Annotated in this window: 11 protein-coding genes; 1 reads left to right on the top strand and 10 read right to left on the bottom strand. The window is 70.4% G+C overall.

What is annotated here, in order from left to right:
• Positions 1-38: 38 nt before the first annotated feature.
• From rpmA to C1A17_RS03250, 6 genes are all read right to left on the bottom strand, one after another.
• Positions 39-290, bottom strand: coding sequence for a 50S ribosomal protein L27 (gene rpmA, locus C1A17_RS03225; protein ID WP_101650658.1), 252 nt, complete (start codon positions 288-290; stop codon positions 39-41).
• Positions 291-324: 34 nt separating this feature from the next.
• Positions 325-633 (bottom strand): 50S ribosomal protein L21, encoded by a 309-nt coding sequence (gene rplU, locus C1A17_RS03230; RefSeq protein ID WP_101650660.1) that lies wholly within the window; start codon positions 631-633, stop codon positions 325-327.
• Positions 634-856: 223 nt separating this feature from the next.
• The gene (locus C1A17_RS03235) at positions 857-1,162 is read right to left on the bottom strand and encodes a chorismate mutase (protein ID WP_101650662.1); all 306 of its coding nucleotides are present in this window, start codon (positions 1,160-1,162) and stop codon (positions 857-859) included.
• Positions 1,152-3,572, bottom strand: coding sequence for a 4-alpha-glucanotransferase (malQ, locus tag C1A17_RS03240; RefSeq protein ID WP_101650664.1), 2,421 nt, complete (start codon positions 3,570-3,572; stop codon positions 1,152-1,154). Before malQ ends, C1A17_RS03235 begins: the two co-directional genes overlap by 11 nt.
• A gap of 202 nt (positions 3,573-3,774) precedes the next feature.
• Positions 3,775-5,331, bottom strand: a complete 1,557-nt coding sequence (locus C1A17_RS03245; protein WP_245873397.1) for an alanine/glycine:cation symporter family protein — start codon at positions 5,329-5,331, stop codon at positions 3,775-3,777.
• 231 nt (positions 5,332-5,562) lie between these two features.
• Positions 5,563-8,745, bottom strand: coding sequence for an Rne/Rng family ribonuclease (locus C1A17_RS03250; protein ID WP_101650670.1), 3,183 nt, complete (start codon positions 8,743-8,745; stop codon positions 5,563-5,565).
• A 360-nt stretch (positions 8,746-9,105) separates the two neighbouring features.
• Between C1A17_RS03250 and C1A17_RS03255 the strand changes: the two genes are divergently transcribed.
• Entirely contained in the window at positions 9,106-9,792 is a 687-nt protein-coding gene (locus C1A17_RS03255) for a vitamin K epoxide reductase family protein (RefSeq protein WP_245873398.1), read from the top strand.
• A gap of 194 nt (positions 9,793-9,986) precedes the next feature.
• Here the strand turns inward: C1A17_RS03255 and ndk are convergent, their stop codons facing one another.
• The 4 genes from ndk to ileS all read right to left on the bottom strand — a co-directional run bounded on the left by ndk (position 9,987) and on the right by ileS (position 15,816).
• Positions 9,987-10,406, bottom strand: a complete 420-nt coding sequence (gene ndk, locus C1A17_RS03260) for a nucleoside-diphosphate kinase (RefSeq protein ID WP_101650671.1) — start codon at positions 10,404-10,406, stop codon at positions 9,987-9,989.
• Between the two features lie 162 nt (positions 10,407-10,568).
• On the bottom strand, positions 10,569-11,003 hold the full coding sequence (locus C1A17_RS03265; protein ID WP_101650672.1) for a DUF4233 domain-containing protein: 435 nt from the start codon (positions 11,001-11,003) through the stop codon (positions 10,569-10,571).
• Complete coding sequence (locus tag C1A17_RS03270) at positions 11,003-12,499, bottom strand: bifunctional folylpolyglutamate synthase/dihydrofolate synthase (protein WP_101650674.1); 1,497 nt, start codon at positions 12,497-12,499, stop codon at positions 11,003-11,005. The genes C1A17_RS03265 and C1A17_RS03270 overlap by 1 nt, the downstream gene beginning before the upstream one ends.
• Complete coding sequence (ileS, locus tag C1A17_RS03275) at positions 12,496-15,816, bottom strand: isoleucine--tRNA ligase (RefSeq protein WP_101650677.1); 3,321 nt, start codon at positions 15,814-15,816, stop codon at positions 12,496-12,498. Before ileS ends, C1A17_RS03270 begins: the two co-directional genes overlap by 4 nt.
• Positions 15,817-15,913 lie beyond the last annotated feature (97 nt).

The following is a 15,913-nucleotide window of genomic DNA, read 5'->3' on the forward strand; positions in this document are numbered from 1 at the left end:
GTGCTCACCGCCGCGCCGCCGCGGATCGTTCCGGCGTCTCAGCCGGCGACGATGTTGACGACCTTGCGGCCGCTCTTGGCACCGAACTCGACGGTGCCCGCCGCGAGGGCGAAGAGGGTGTCGTCGCCGCCGCGTCCGACGTTCTCACCGGCGTGGAACCGGGTGCCGCGCTGACGGACGAGGATCTCACCGGCGTTGACGACCTGACCGCCGAAGCGCTTCACACCGAGGCGCTTGGCGTTCGAGTCGCGACCGTTGCGAGTGGAGCTCGCTCCCTTTTTGGTTGCCATGGCTGAATCTCCTGCGAAATCTGGGGGTCGGGTCTTACTTGATGTCGGTGATCTTGAGGCGGGTGAGGTCCTGACGGTGACCCTGCCGCTTCTTGTAGCCCGTCTTGTTCTTGTACTTCTGGATGACGATCTTGGGACCGCGGAGCTCGTCGACGACCTCGGCGGAGACCGTGACCTTGGCGAGCGCATCGGCATCGTGGGTGACGGTGTCGCCGTCGACGTGGAGGACGGCGGCGAGCTCGACGGTGTCGCCGGCTGCGGCCTTCATACGGTTGACGGTGATGATGTCGCCGACGCTGACCTTCTCCTGATGGCCGCCGGCACGGACGATGGCGTAGACCATGTCTGAACCCCTTCTCGATTCTGCGCGCGCTCAGCGCACGGCTGCTCACGACTGCTGTGTGACGGCAGCTCTCCCTTGGCCGAACCGGACCGGGGCGATGCCCGCGGACCGCGCTGCCCATTGGAAGGAAGAGCCCACCGTGGTGCTCATGCACCGACGCACTATCTTACAGTCGGGGCGCGGCGGGGGACAAATCGCCGCGTGACCTGCCGGAAGCGGCGGATCAGCGGCCGTCGCGGTGCTCCTCGGCGATCCGTTCGTGATGGCGGATGACCTCCGCGACGACGAAGGCGAGGAACTTCTCCGCGAACTCCGGGTCGAGGTTCGCCTCCGCGGCCAGCCGGCGGAGCCGCGCGACCTGCCGGGCCTCGCGCTCGGGGTCCGCGGCGGGCAGGTCGTGTCGGGCCTTGAGCTCGCCCACGCGCTCGGTGAGCTTGAACCGCTCGGCGAGGACGTGGAGCAGCGCGGCATCGATGTTGTCGATGCTGCCGCGCAGGCGTGCGAGCTCGGCTGGGATCTCAGCGCTCATGATCGTCCTCGGGGGTGTCGGTGACGGCGGGTGTCGGCTCCGGATCCCGCTGCGGGTCGCGGGGTCCGTCTGCGGACATCGTAGCGGGCCGCCCGCCGGACTCCTCCCCGGTGTCGTGCCCGGCCTCGTTCATGATCCGCGCGATGACCGGCAGCCGGTCCCCGCCGTCGAGGTCGTCGAGCATGACGGGGGTCCCGCTGCCGTCGGTGAGCGGCAGGGTCCAGTTCGGGTACTCGTCGGAGGTGCCCGGCTTGTTCTGCGTGCGCCGCTCCCCCACGACGTCGGCGAGCGACACCCCGACGAGCTGGGCGGCGGTGCGGGACAGATAGGAGTGGAGCCCGACGGTCACCGGCCACACGTCGTCGATCGTGCCGACCATGGTGTCGGTCGGCTCGAGGTGTCCGGCCTCGGCGACGGTCTTGAGGACGTCCTGCCGGTTCGTCCGCTCCCCCGTGTACACCTCGTGCGGGTCGGAGTCGAGCAGTCCGAGCTCCTCGGACAGCTCGATATCGGCGAGGTTGAGGTAGCCCGCGGTCGGGTGCATGTCGTGCGTGTTGAGCGTGGCGAGGCTGAGCGGGCGGTAGGCGGCGGGGTCGGTGAGCCCGTCCTCGGTCTGCTCGAACCACAGGACCGAGGTCCCGAGGATCCCGAGGTCGGTGAGCCGGTCGCGCACACCCGGCCCCACGGTCCCGAGGTCCTCGCCGATGACGAGGACGCCGGCCCGGTGCGCCTCGAGCGCGAGGACGGCGAGGATCGCCTCGGAGTCGTAGGCGACGTAGGCGCCGTCCTTCGGGGCGTTGCCGCGCGGGATCCACCACAGCCGGAAGAGCCCCATGATGTGGTCGATGCGGATGCCGCCGGCACCGGTGAACGCGGTGCGGAACAGGTCGCGCAGCGGCGCGTAGCCGGCGTCGGCGAGGCGCTGCGGGTGCCACGGCGGCTGGGACCAGTCCTGACCCTGCTGGTTGTAGAAGTCCGCCGGCGCGCCGACGCTGACCTCGGAGGCGAGGAAGTCGTCGAGGCTCCACGCGTCCGCACCGCCGCCGGACACCCCGACGGCGAGGTCGGTGACGAGCCCGATGCGCATCCCGAGCTCGCGGGCGGTGCGCTGCGCCGAGCGGAGCTGCTCGGCCGCGATGAACTGGGTCCACATCCAGAACTCGATCGCCGCGGCGTGCTCGGACTCGAAATCGCGGACCGCCTCGGCGCGCGGTCCGGTCATCTCCTCCGGCCAGGCCACCCCGGTGGCGAGCATGCGCACCGCGTTCTCGGCGTCGCGCCCGCGGGACTTCCGGAGCGCCTTCGCCGCCCGCTTCGCCTTCGCCCCGCCGCTGCTCGCCTCGCGGTAGATCGCGTTGAACACCGCCCAGTTGCGCATCCCGAGCGGTGCGCGCTCGACGAAGCGCTCGAACATGCGCCGCCGCGCTGATCCGACCGGGACCTTGTAGAGGAGTTCGAGGGCGGCGATCTTGTCGGTGAGCACCTTGTCGCGGTCGATCGGATCGGAGGTGATCGCCGGCTTGCCCCAGCGGCGGGCGAGCGACTGGATGGCCAGCCGCTGCTCGGTGTCGATGTGGGCGGCCTCGGGGATGTCCTCGAGCCGGATGTAGATCGGATCGATCGCCTGTCGGCTCGAGGGGAGGTAGGGCGAGTTCTCCACGGGGGCCATCGGCGCCTGCGCATGGATCGGGTTGATGAGCACGAAGTCGGCGCCCTGCTCCGCGGAGATCGCCATGAGATCGCGGAGGTCGCCGAAGTCGCCGATCCCCCACGAGGTGCGCGAGCGCAGGGAGTACAGCTGCACGGTGAGGCCCCACGGACGGCGCGGGATGTCGGCCGGAGCCATCGCACGCTCGGTGACCTCGGCGACGGTGGGCACGGTGCGCGGGGCGACGAGGAACGGCATCGCGTCAGCGCGGTGACCGCTGGTCAGGGTGATCCGGTGCTCCCCGAGCGGGAGGTCCGCCGGCATCCGGACGGCGCGCACCTGGCGGAGCTGCGGGGCGCCGTCGACCATGACGGTGCGCGTCTCGGTGACCGGGCCGATCGCATCGAGCGGCACCCGGTCGCCGGACTCGGTCGTCAGGCTGAGTCCGAACCTCTCCCCCTCCGGCAGGGTGAAGGGGATCTCCGCGGAATCGCCCGCGAACTGGTGGGCGAAGGCCGGCAGCGGGCGGGCGAAGCGCGCGTCGTCGAGTGCGCGGAGGCTGTCCTCGACCTGGGGGCGGGTCTCGCACGGGGCGCCGAGCGCCTCGAGCACGGAGGCGAGCGTCCGATCCGGGATCTGCACCGTGTCCCCCTCGGCAGACCGGTACTCGGCCTGGACGCCGTAGGCGTCGGCCAGCCGATGGAGGGGTCCGGTCATGTCGGTGACAAAGTGCGGGGCTCCGGAGGAGGACTGCTCAGGCATGCTCCCACAATAGTCGCCGAGGAACCGGTCCCCGGCACGCGGCCGGGGCGGGGCGCCGGACTGACGGGATGGCCCGCCCGTCGTCCGGCCCGAGGCGGTACGGCCGACCGGGTCGGCGCACCGGGACGACGACGGAGGCCGGAACCTTGCGGTTCCGGCCTCCGTGCGTCTCGCTCTCGGGCGAGGCGTCAGATCGCTGCGATCACAGGTTGCCCTGCTCCTCGCGGATCTGGTGGAGCTCCGCCTCGTCCTCGGCGCCGAGCTCGTGCAGGGTGCCGGCCTTGCGATCGGCAAGGTACTTCTTCATCTCGCGCTTGACCACCGGCATGAGCATGTAGAGGCCGAGGATGTTGATGAAGGCACACATGAACAGCGCGGCATCGGCAAAGTTGACGACCTGGCCGAAGGTCGCGACACAGCCGATGATGATGAACGCCATGAGGATGAGGCGGAACACCAGGTCGGTGGCCTTGCGACGCCCGAACAGGTAGTGCCAGGCCTTCTCGCCGTAGTACGCCCAGGTGATGAGGGTGGAGAAGGCGAACAGGGTGACGGCGATGGCAAGGAGGATCGGCCACCAGCCGGCGATCGTCGAGAACGCGTCGGACACGAGCGTGACGCCGTCGGGCGAGACGCCCTCCGCCTGGTAGTCCTGCTGCGCCTGGGTGTACGAGGCCTGGTCGGCGATGATGATCGTCAGCGCGGTCATCGTACACACGACGACGGTATCGATGAACGGCTCGAGCAGAGCGACGAAGCCCTCCGAGACGGGGCGACGGGTCTTCACCGCGGAGTGGGCGATCGGGGCCGAGCCGATGCCGGCCTCGTTGGAGAACGCCGCACGCTGGAAGCCGACGATCATGACGCCGATGAAGCCGCCGGCCACGCCCTGCGGGCTGAAGGCGCCGGAGATGATCTCGCCGAAGGCGGCCGGGATGTGGCCGATGTTGCCGATGAGGACGATGAGGCAGGACACGACGTAGAGGATCGCCATCGCGGGGACGAGCTTGTCGGTGACCTTGCCGATCGACCGGATGCCGCCGATGATGACGAGGCCGACGAGGACGGCGATGATGATGCCGACGATGAGGCCGGCCCACTGGCCGCCGAGGATCCCCTCGTCGCCGCCGGTGACGTTCTTGAGCTGGGCGAAGGTCTGGTTGGCCTGGAACATGCCGCCGCCGGCGACGCCGAACAGGAGGATGGCGATCGCGAACACGCCGGTGAGGACGGTGGCGACCGGGGTGGAGAACTTCTTGAACGCGACGGGCAGGTACTTGAACGGTCCGCCGTGGACGATGCCGTCGGAATCGATGGTCCGGTACTTGACGCCGAGGGTGCACTCGACGAACTTCGTCGCCATGCCGAGGAGGCCGGCGAGGATCATCCAGAAGGTCGCGCCGGGGCCGCCCATGGCGATCGCGGCGCCCACACCGGCGATGTTGCCGAGGCCGACGGTGCCGGACAGCGCCGAGGCGAGGGCCTGGAAGTGGGTGACCTCACCCGGATCGTCCTTCGACGAGTACTTGCCGCGGACCACCTCGAGCGCGACGCCGAAGCCGCGGAACTGGATGAAGCCGAAGTAGATCGTGAAGATCAGCGCACCGATGATGAGCCAGGCCACCACGATGGGGAAGCTCAACGAACCGATGGTGAGCGGGAAGAAGATGATGTTCGAGAAGGCGGTGACGAACGGGCTGAGGAAGCCGTCGACCTGCTGCTCGATCGTGGACGTCTCGGCTGCGAGGATGTCAGCCATTGCTAATTGATCACTCATGGTTCACTAAGCTCCACGAGATTGTGACCTGAATCAAGTTGGGGCGCGGGGGTGCCGGGTTTGGTTACTCAACTGTTACCTAGCTCACACCACCGGCATCCGCCGCCGGTCCGAGAGCCCTGTATCGGCCCTGGCGGGAAGTGCGACGGGGCGCCTCCTGGAATCAGGAGACGCCCCGTCGCACGGCGGTCGGCCGGCGCTGCGGGCCGGACGTCAGTCCTCCATGCCGATCATGAGCACGGGCAGCGCGGGCTTCGCCGGCTCCGGCTCGGCCGCCGGCTTCTCCGTCCGCTTCTGCTCAGCCTGCGGCGCGGCAGGCTTCTCCGGCGCCGCCGGGGCCTCCTGCACACGGGTCGCAGACTCCGCACCGATCATCAGCGGCGCCGGTCCGGTGGGCTCAGCCGGCGTGCGCTTCGGACGCGGGGTCCGCGTGCGCTTCGCCCGCGGCACTTCGCCCTCGCGGGCGTCGGAGGCGGGTTCTGCGGCCGGCTCCTCGGGTCGGGCGCTCGGCTCCTCGGATGCGGTCGCCGGTGCCCCGGATTCCGCGCCCGCGTCGGGTGCGGTGGCCGCCGCAGACGAGTCGCTCGCCGTCGTCGGGGTGTCGTCGCCCTGCTCGGACTTCCGGCGTCCGCGCCTGCCGCCGCGGCGGCTCGACCTCTTCTCCTGACGGCCTCCGGCGTCGGTGCGCTCGTCCGGCTCTGCGGATCCGGCGCCTGACGCCTCGGGCTGCGCAGCGGGCTCGTCGGCGTCGTCCTTCTTCAGGGTCGCCTTCGCGATCGCGGCGACCGCCGAGCGCGACGCGTCCTGCTTCTCCTCGTCGATCGCCTCGGACTCGGACTTCGCGCGCTGGTCCTTCCCGCGCCCGTCCTGATTGCGCGAGTCCTGGCCGCGACGGCGGCGCTGGGACTTCGACTGCGACTGCCCGCGACCCGACTGGTCGGGCTCCGTCCCGGGCAGCAGGAGGCCGCGCCCGGACAGGTCCTCCCCGGCCTGGGCGAGCGATTCTGCCAGGCCGGTGCCGATCCGCTTCCGGGTCATCTGGACGAGGCCGAGCGAGGTGACCTCGGCGACCTGGTGCTTGGTCCGGTCGCGGCCCAGGCATTCGACGAGGCGCCGCACGACGAGGTCGCGGTTCGATTCGAGGACCATGTCGATGAAGTCGACGACGATGATCCCGCCGATGTCGCGCAGACGCAGCTGCCGGATGACCTCCTCGGCCGCCTCGAGGTTGTTCTTCGTCACCGTCTCCTCGAGGTTGCCTCCGGAGCCGGTGAACTTGCCGGTGTTGACGTCGATGACGGTCATCGCCTCGGTGCGGTCGATGACGAGCGAACCGCCGGAGGGCAGGTTGACCTTGCGCTCGAGCGCCTTGTCGATCTGTTCGGCGACCCGGTAGTGCTCGAAGATGTCGCCCTCGGCGTCGTAGCGGCTCACCCGGTCGACGAGGTCGGGCGCGACGGCCTCGACGTACTCGCTGATGGTGTCCCAGGCCGCATCGCCGTCGACGACGAGGGCGGTGAAGTCCTCGTTGAACACGTCGCGGATGATCCGCACGGTCATGTCCGGCTCGCTGTAGAGGAGCTGCGGCGCCTGCACCTTCGTCGACTTCGACTTCTTCTCGATCGACTCCCAGCGCTTCGACAGGCGCTCGACGTCGCGGCCGAGCTCGGTCTCCGAGGCGCCCTCGGCTGCGGTGCGCACGATGACGCCCGAGGACTCGGGGACGAGCTCCTTGAGCGCCTTCTTGAGGCGCTGGCGCTCGGTGTCGGGCAGCTTGCGCGAGATGCCGGTCATCGAGTTGCCGGGCACGTAGACGAGGAAGCGACCGGGCAGCGAGACCTGGCTCGTCAGCCGGGCGCCCTTGTGCCCGATCGGATCCTTGGTCACCTGCACGAGCACCGAGTCGCCGGGGTTGAGCGCGACCTCGATGCGGCGCGGCTTGCCCTCCATGCCGAGGACGTCCCAGTTGACCTCACCGGCGTAGAGCACCGCGTTGCGGCCCTTGCCGATGTCGACGAAGGCCGCCTCCATGCTCGGCAGCACGTTCTGCACCTTGCCGAGGTAGACGTTGCCGATGATCGAGGCCTGGGCCCGGTCCTCGCTGAGGTAGTGCTCGACGGCGATGCCGTCCTCGAGCACGACGAGCTGGGTGCGGCCGGCGTTCTCGCGGACGAGCATGGTGCGCTCGACGGATTCGCGCCGGGCGAGGAACTCCGCCTCGGTGATGACCGGTCGGCGGCGGCCGGCCTCGCGTCCCTCGCGACGGCGCTGGCGCTTCGCCTCGAGGCGGGTCGAGCCCTTGACTCCGGTCACCTGGCTGTCGTCGGTCCCACCCGTTCCGCCGGACTTCCGGCTCCGGGTGCGACGACGACGGCGGCTGCCGGAATCGTCGTCGGAGTCGTCGCCGTCCGAGCCCTCGGCGTCCCGATCCTGCCGACCGCCCTGATCCCGACCTCCGTCGGACTGCTGGGACTCCCCGCCGGAGCCGCGCTGGGAGCGCCGGCGCGAGCGGCGCGATCCGCCGCTGCGGTCGCTCGAATCGTCGGAGCCGTTCTCGGAATCGTCGTCGGAGTCGTCATCCGAGGCATCGTCGGAGCTCTGGTCGCGGCTGCGCGAGCGGCGTCCGCGGCCTCCCCGGCGGCGGCGCCGGCGCTGTCCGTCGTCATCGGAGTCGTCGTCATCGGAGTCATCGGAATCGTCCGAGTCCTCGACGTCGTCGGAGTCATCGCGGTCGGACCCGGAGGAGCGGCGTCCCGAGCCGCGGCGGCTGCGGCCGCGGGACCGGGAGCGGCGATCGTCCTCATCGTCATCGTCGTCGGTGTCGTCGCCGTCCTGGTCGTCGACGTCCTCGGTGTCCTCGTCGTCCTCGTCCCATTCGGGGTCGACCTGCTGGCCGAGCTCGGGCTGCGGCGCCTGGAAGAGGAGTCCGCCGCCGGTCGGGATCGGCGCGGGCTCGAAGGTCACCGGCTCGTCCGCGGCGGAGAAGACCTGGTTGAAGGAGAAGGGGTTGCGAGGATCGACCCGCGGCGCTTCTCCGGACCCGCCGGCGCCGGCGGTCCGGGATCCGTCGTCGGCCCGGTCGTCCTGTGACCCGGCGGATGCGCTCACCGCGGACTCGAAGACGAGTCCGCGATTCGCCACCGCCGAGCGCGCCGAGCGCGGAGCGGCTTCGGCGGCCGGGGTGTCGCTCCGCTGCTGACCGGGCGCCTCCGCGCGTGACGGCGCGGCGGGCTCGCGGAGGGAGCCGGCGGCTTCGGCGATCGAGTCGAGCCGGGCGCGGGTGCTGTCGTCGACCGTGCTGGAGTCGGACCGCGTGTTGCGCGCGGCGCGGAGATTCTCGAGATCGGCGAGGATCCCGGCGGTGGGATCCTGCTGTTCGTCGGGGGTGTTCGTCATGGCTGGTAGAGCTCCTTGTACCGAGCTGCGGACGCCACACCGATTCGCCTGCGCTGCGGTTGGACCGGTGTCCGGGTTCGCACCCGGACCGAAAACCTGGGGTGTGCACGGGCGGCTCGCGCGATTCGTACCGGCGCGGTGGCCTGTGTCCGTGCCGCTTCGTCTTGTGACCTGCCGGAGTCGGGGTTCGGCTCGGTGGAAGCGGGAGACCTGCCCGGTGTGGTGGGCGGGTCGCCGGAACCATTATGTCACAGCGCGCCTGTCAGACCCCTGAGGAGCGTCTCCCCCGGGCGGGCCGGACGGCGCCGCCGCGCCCTCCCGGGTTTGTGCGCCTGCCCGGAGCGGGTGCATCCTTTTCGGGTGAGCACACGACTGACGCACACCGACGAGTCCGAGCACCACGACGGCTTCGACCCCGAGCTCCACGGCTCTGCCGTCCGGCCTCGCGGGCCGTGGTTCATGCGCGAGAGGCCCCTCGGGATCTTCCTCGTCGTCACCTCCGTCATCGGCTTCCTCGCCTCGTTCGAGCTCTCCGTCGACAAGGTCGAACTCCTCGAGAACCCGTCGGCGCGGCTGTCGTGCGACTTCAACCCGTTCTTCTCGTGCGGCAGCGTCATGGCGTTCGAGCAGTCGCAGATCTTCGGCTTCCCCAATCAGTTCCTCGGGATCGCCGCCTTCATCTTCCCGCTCCTCCTCGGCGTCCTCCTCATCACCCGCACGCCGATCCCCGGCTGGGTCATGGTCGGTCTGAACATCGGCCTGCTCGCGGGCACGGTGCTCGTGATGTACCTGTACTACTCGTCGATCTTCGTCATCGGGATCGGCTGCCCCTGGTGCATCGTCGTGTGGACGGTGACGATCCCGATGTTCTGCGTCGTCACCGGATACAACGTGCTCGCGGGGAACCTCGGCCGCGGACTGCGCGACAACGGATTCGTCGCCGCCTTCGCCGGCACCGCGCTCCTCATCGCGATCCTGTGGATGCTCCTCATCTATGCCTCGATCGTGTTCCGCTTCTGGGTGTACTTCGGCTCGCTCATCGGCTGAGCCCACCCCGCACGGCCCAGTTCCCTCCGCTCGCACCTCCGTGCACCCACCGTCGCCGACTGTGCGGGCCCTCCACCCCATAGACGTCGACTGCGCGGTATCTCCCGATCTGCGCGCAATGGCGCGCAGATCGGGAGATACCGCGCAGTTCAGTGGTGGAGGTCGCGGGGAACCGCAGTCCCTCGCTGAGGCGCTCAGGCCTCGGGGAACCAGATCGCGATCTCGCGAGCGGCGGACTCCTCGGAGTCGGAGCCGTGGACGAGGTTCTTCTGGACATTCAGGCCCCAGTCGCGGCCGAGGTCGCCGCGGATCGTCCCGGGCGCTGCCGTCGTCGGATCGGTCTGCCCGGCGAGCGAGCGGAATCCCTGGATCACGCCGTGGCCGGTCGCCACGAGCGCGACGAGCGGACCGGCGGCCATGAACTCGACGAGCGGCGGGTAGAACGGCTTGCCCTCGTGCTCAGCGTAGTGGGCCGCGAGCTGGTCGCCGGTCGCCTGGACGAGCTCGAGGCGCTCGATGCCGTAGCCCTTCGCCTCGATCCGGGCGACGATCGCGCCGATGAGGCCGCGCTCGACTCCATCGGGTTTGATGAGCACCAGAGTGCGTTCGGTCACGGGTGTTCTCCTTCAGAGATCTCGGTCGGCGAACGCCGAGGGGTTCGCGCGCAGGGGCCGCGAACAGTCTAGTTCATCGACGGGTGCGCACCCCACGGCCGGAGCCTGCGCTCCGCGCCCGGGAGGCCCCGGCGCTGCGTCCGGGTGAGGCCGCCCCGGGACTCAGCGGCCCCAGGCGGTGAGTTCGCGATCCATCCGGCGGCCCCAGTAGACCGCCGCTCCCCACAGCACGGCGAACACCGCGCCGACGAAGAACATCGAGGGCATGACGAAGCCGCTGAGGAGGATGAGCACCTGGGCGATCCAGCCGAGCGCGATGCCCGGGCGCGCCTGGCCGCGGTACCGCGGGAGCAGGGCCGCCGCGAGGATGCACAGCGCCGCGATCGCAGTCGCGCCGCCGATCACCCAGCCGAAGGGCACGGGGCGCAGCCCGAAGCCGACGAGCGCCGCGAAGTAGACGACGAGGACCTCGCTCACGAGGATCGTCGCGCACATGAGCGGGATCTTCGACTTCTTCCGGCCGCCGGCCTCCGGAGTCCCGGCGGTCCCGCTCTCCGCGCGCCGGTCCCCGGCCGAGTGGCGATTCACATCGGTCATCAGGCGTCCTTCCGGCCGAGCAGCGTGCGCGCCTCGGCCACCGTGGCGAGCGAACCGGTGACGACGATCCCGATGCCGGGTTCGCCGTCGGCGAGCGCGAGGTCGATCGCCTGCATGAGCGCGGCGTTGAGGTCCTCCGCGCGCAGCACGTCGTCGGGATCCCACCACTCGGCGGCGGCTGCGGCGAGTTCGTCGACCGGCATGGCGCGCGGCGACACCGCCTCGGTGACGACGACGCGGTCGGCGAAGCGGTGGACGTGCTCGAGGACGCCGTGGGGATCCTTGTCCCCGAACATCGCGAGCACGCCGACGACCTCGCGGAAGTCGAACGCCTCGGCGATGGTGTCGGCGAGCACCCGGGCACCCGCCGGATTGTGGGCGCCGTCGACGAGGATCGTCGGCTCGCTCCGCAGGATCTCGGCCCGCCCGGGCGAGTCGACCTGGGAGAACCCCTGTGCGACGGTCTCCGCATCGAGCGGCTTCTCCCCGTCTGACAGGAACTGCTCGCAGATCGCGAGCGCGAGGGCGGCGTTGTGGACCTGGTGCGCCCCATGGAGGGGCAGGAAGAGGTCCGGGTAGGAGCCGACGGCCCCGCGGGCGGTGAGGAGCTGGCCGTCGACGGCCTTCTCCCGCGCAACCACCGCGAAGTCCCGGTCCTCCCAGACGGCGCGCACGCCGCGGGCGGCGATCTGCGCGGCGAGCGCGCGCTCGGCCTCGGGCTCCTGCACGGCGACCACGGCGACGGGATCCGGAGCGGGGCTCGGGTCGACCGTGCGGTCGAGGATTCCCGCCTTCGTGGTCGCGATGGCGGTGAGGTCGGGCCCGAGGTGGGCCATGTGATCGAAGCCGACCGGGCTGAAGCCGCACACCTGGGCGTCGGCGACGTTGGTCGAGTCCCATTCGCCGCCCATGCCGACCTCGAGCACCATGACATCGACCGGCGCGTCGGCGAACACCGCGAACGCGAGCACGGTGAGCGCCTCGAAGAAGGTCAGGCGCGCTCGGCCGACGGCGTCGAGCTCGGCGTCGACGACGGCGAGCACCGGGGCGATCTCGTCGTGGATCCGGACGAAGACCGGTTCGGCGACCTCGGCGGAGTCCACGGAGATGCGCTCGGTCACGCGGTGGAGGTGCGGGCTGGTGAACCGGCCCACCCGCAGTCCGTGGGCGGTGAGGAGCGCATCGACCATGCGGGCGGTCGAGGTCTTGCCGTTGGTCCCGGTGATGGTGATGACCGGGGCCGCGGTGTGGATGTCGCCGAGCAGCTCGCAGGCCCGCCGGGTGGCATCGAGCCGCGGTTCGACCATCGTCTCGCCGGCCCGTGCGAGGAGCGCGGCGTAGACGCGGGCGAGCTCGGAGGTGCCGCGCGGCGCGTCCGGCAGCGGCCCGGGATCGCCGTCCCCGGCGACCGCCTCGAGCGCGGCCGCGTCCGGGTCGTCGGGGACGAGCGGCGTCAGCGGGGCGTCCGCGTCCGGAGCGGGAGTGTCCTCGGTCATGCGCGGCTCACCTGCAGGCGGGCGTCGGGATGGAGCTCCCCGGCCGGGAACACGTCCGTCGCGTCCGTGAGCGGCTCCAGAGTGAGCTCGAGCTCGGTGGTGAGCGTCTCGCCCCTGACGAGGTCGAGGTGCGCGCGCAGCGGTTCGAGCGCGGTCTCCGGAGCGGAGATCGTCACCCGGATGCGATCGGAGACGTTGAGATCGAGCTGCTTGCGGGCGTTCTGGATCGCGCGCACGGTGTCGCGCGCGGCCCCCTCGGCCGCGAGCTCCGGGGTCACCGTCGTGTCGAGCGCGACGAAGCCGGTGTGCATCGCGGCGAGCGCGGCATCCGTGCCGCCGGCGTCCGCGACCTCCTCGAGGGCGTACTCCCCGTCGACGAGCTCGATGCCGCCGGCGGTGACGACGCCGTCCGCGACCGACCAGTCGCCGGTCTTCGAGCCCTTGATCGCCTGCTGCACCTGCTTGCCCAGGCGCGGTCCGGCCGCGCGGGCGTTGACGGTGAGCTTCTGCTCGAGGGTGAAGCCCGCCGCGGCGGCCTGCTCGAGGGGCAGCACGCTGACCTCGCGGACGTTGAGCTCGTCGGCGATGATCGCGGTGAACTCCTCGCCCAGAGCGGTGTCGCTCGCGACGGTGAGTCCGGCGAGCGGCAGCCTCACGCGCAGCTGGTGGGCCTTGCGGAGGCTCGAGCCCGTCGAGCACACCTCGCGGGTGCGGTCCATCGCGGCGACGAGCTCGGGGTCGGCGCGGAACGCGCTCGCATCCGGGTAGTCGGCGAGGTGGACCGAGCGCTCGCCGGTGAGTCCGCGGTAGATCTCCTCGATGGTGAAGGGGATGAGCGGCGCGGCGGCCCGGAGGAACGCCTCGAAGCACGTGTAGAACACGTCGAAGGTCTCCCGGGTCTCCGCGGAGCCGTCCCAGAACCGGCGGCGCGAGCGGCGCACGTACCAGTTGGTGAACATGTCGAGGTGCTCCCGCACGAGATCGCATGCGCCCCAGATGTCGTAGACGTCCATCCGCTCCTGGAAGGCGAGGAGGAAGTCGTGCGTCTTGGCGAGCGCGTAGCGGTCGAGCACCTGGCTCGACTCGTAGCGGGGACGGGCGGCGTAGCCGGTCTTCTCCCCGCTGTCGGCGTCGGCGGAGTTCGAGTACGTCGCGAAGAAGTGCCAGGCGTTCCACAGCGGGAGGATGACCTGTCGCACGCCGTCGCGGATGCCCTGCTCGGTGACGATGAGGTTGCCCCCGCGCAGGATCGGGCTCGACATGAGGAACCAGCGCATCGCGTCGGATCCGTCGCGGTCGAGCACCTCGTTGACGTCGGGGTAGTTCCGCAGGCTCTTCGACATCTTCTGCCCGTCGGAGCCGAGGACGATGCCGTGGGAGATGCAGTTGAGGAACGCCGGGCGGTCGAACACCGCGGTGGCGAGCACGTGGAGGGTGTAGAACCAGCCGCGCGTCTGCCCGATGTACTCGACGATGAAGTCCCCGGGGAAGTGGTGGTCGAACCAGTCGGCGTTCTCGAACGGGTAGTGGACCTGCGCGTAGCTCATCGACCCGGAATCGAACCACACGTCGAGGACGTCGGTCACGCGGCGCATCGTCGAGCGCCCCGTCGGGTCGTCGGGGTTGGGGCGGGTGAGCTCGTCGATGAACGGCCGGTGGAGATCGGGCTCGCCCTTCTCATTGCGCGGCAGGCGACCGAAGTCCGCCTCGAGCTCCGCGAGCGAGCCGTAGACGTCGGTGCGCGGGTGCTCCGGATCGTCGGACACCCAGACGGGGATCGGCGAGCCCCAGAACCGGTTGCGCGAGATCGACCAGTCCCGGGCGTTCGACAGCCAGGTGCCGAACTGCCCGTGCTTGACGTTCTCCGGGACCCAGGTGATCTGCTCGTTGAGCTCGACCATCCGGTCCTTGAAGGTCGACACCGAGACGAACCAGCTCGACACCGCACGGTAGATCAGGGGGTTCCGGCAGCGCCAGCAGTGGGGGTACGAGTGCTCGTAGGTCTCGTGGCGCACGAGCACGGCGGCGCGCCCGGCGACCGGGCCGGTGCCGTGCTTGAGGTCGGCGATGATCGCCTTGTTCGCGTCGAACACCTGCTGTCCGGCGTAGTCGTCGACCGGGTGCTCGAAGCAGCCGCTGTCGTCGACCGGGCACACCGCGCGGATGCCGTAGGTGTCGGTGAGGAGCTTGTCCTCCTCACCGAAGGCCGGCGACTGGTGGACGATCCCGGTGCCGTCGTCGGTGGTGACGAAGTCGGCTTCGAGGATCGTGTGCATGCGCTCGCCGAACTCGTCCTGCCGGCCCTCGAAATACGGGAACGGCGGCTCGTAGCGGCGCCCGGCGAGGTCGGGGCCCGGGACCGCGGCGACGAGCTCGGGCTCGGCGCCGAGCTCGCGGGCGTAGGCGGCGAGGCGCTCGCGGGCGAGGACGAGGACCTTCCCCCGCACCTCGGGCGCGGCGTCCTCCCCCGGGAGGACCGCGACGTACTCGACGCCCGGGTTCGCCGCGACTGCCTGGTTGCTCGGCACGGTCCACGGCGTCGTGGTCCAGATGAGGACGAACTGGTCGGCGTCGTCGACCTCGGGCCTCCCGGTGCGCAGCTCCACGCGGTCGAGGAGGCGGTAGCCGATCGTCACCGACGGGTCCTGGCGCATCTTGTAGACGTCGTCGTCCATCCGCAGCTCGTGGTTGGACAGCGGGGTCTGGTCGCGCCAGCAGTACGGGAGGACGCGGTAGCCCTCGTACACGAGCCCCTTGTCCCAGAGCTGCTTGAACGCCCAGATGACGCTCTCCATGTACTCGACGTTGAGCGTCTTGTAGTCGTTGTCGAAGTCGACCCAGCGGCCCTGCCGCGTGACGTACTCCTGCCATTCGTCGGTGTACTCGAGCACCGAGGAGCGGCAGGCGGCGTTGAATTCGGCGATGCCCATGTCCGAGATCTGGGACTTGTCGGTGATGCCGAGCTGCCGCTCGGCCTCGAGCTCGGCGGGCAGCCCGTGGGTGTCCCAGCCGAAGCGGCGCTCGACGCGCTTGCCCCGCATGGTCTGGTAGCGCGGGACGACGTCCTTGACGTACCCGGTGAGGAGGTGGCCGTAGTGCGGGAGCCCGTTGGCGAAGGGCGGGCCGTCGTAGAAGACGAACTCGTTCTCGCCGTTCTCCCCGGCGTCCCGGTTGTCGATCGAGGCCTGGAAGGTGCCGTCGGTGTTCCAGAACTCGAGCACGTCGGCCTCGATCGCGGGGAACCGCGGCGAGGAGGTGAGTCCGAGGGCGGAGGTGCTCCGCTTGGGGTAGATCGGGGAGGAGGTGTGATCGGTCATGAGCGTCCTTGTGGTCCGGTTCGATGGTGTGTCGGTTCGATCCGTGCGAGGACGACATCACTGCCGCGGTACCACCCCGCTTATCCGACCGACCCGG

Origin of the sequence: Brevibacterium ihuae, from assembly GCF_900184225.1 — a bacterium.
GTDB classification, from domain to species: Bacteria; Actinomycetota; Actinomycetes; order Actinomycetales; family Brevibacteriaceae; genus Brevibacterium; species Brevibacterium ihuae.

What these genes read in the sequence shown, in the direction of transcription:
- C1A17_RS03270 (WP_101650674.1), bottom strand. Translation starts at nt 12,499, where the DNA reads ATGACCGAGGACACTCCCGCTCCGGACGCGGACGCCCCGCTGACGCCG.
- rplU (WP_101650660.1), bottom strand. Translation starts at nt 633, where the DNA reads ATGGTCTACGCCATCGTCCGTGCCGGCGGCCATCAGGAGAAGGTCAGC.
- rpmA (WP_101650658.1), bottom strand. Translation starts at nt 290, where the DNA reads ATGGCAACCAAAAAGGGAGCGAGCTCCACTCGCAACGGTCGCGACTCG.
- ileS (WP_101650677.1), bottom strand. Translation starts at nt 15,816, where the DNA reads ATGACCGATCACACCTCCTCCCCGATCTACCCCAAGCGGAGCACCTCC.
- C1A17_RS03235 (WP_101650662.1), bottom strand. Translation starts at nt 1,162, where the DNA reads ATGAGCGCTGAGATCCCAGCCGAGCTCGCACGCCTGCGCGGCAGCATC.
- malQ (WP_101650664.1), bottom strand. Translation starts at nt 3,572, where the DNA reads ATGCCTGAGCAGTCCTCCTCCGGAGCCCCGCACTTTGTCACCGACATG.
- C1A17_RS03250 (WP_101650670.1), bottom strand. Translation starts at nt 8,745, where the DNA reads ATGACGAACACCCCCGACGAACAGCAGGATCCCACCGCCGGGATCCTC.
- C1A17_RS03265 (WP_101650672.1), bottom strand. Translation starts at nt 11,003, where the DNA reads ATGACCGATGTGAATCGCCACTCGGCCGGGGACCGGCGCGCGGAGAGC.
- C1A17_RS03245 (WP_245873397.1), bottom strand. Translation starts at nt 5,331, where the DNA reads ATGGCTGACATCCTCGCAGCCGAGACGTCCACGATCGAGCAGCAGGTC.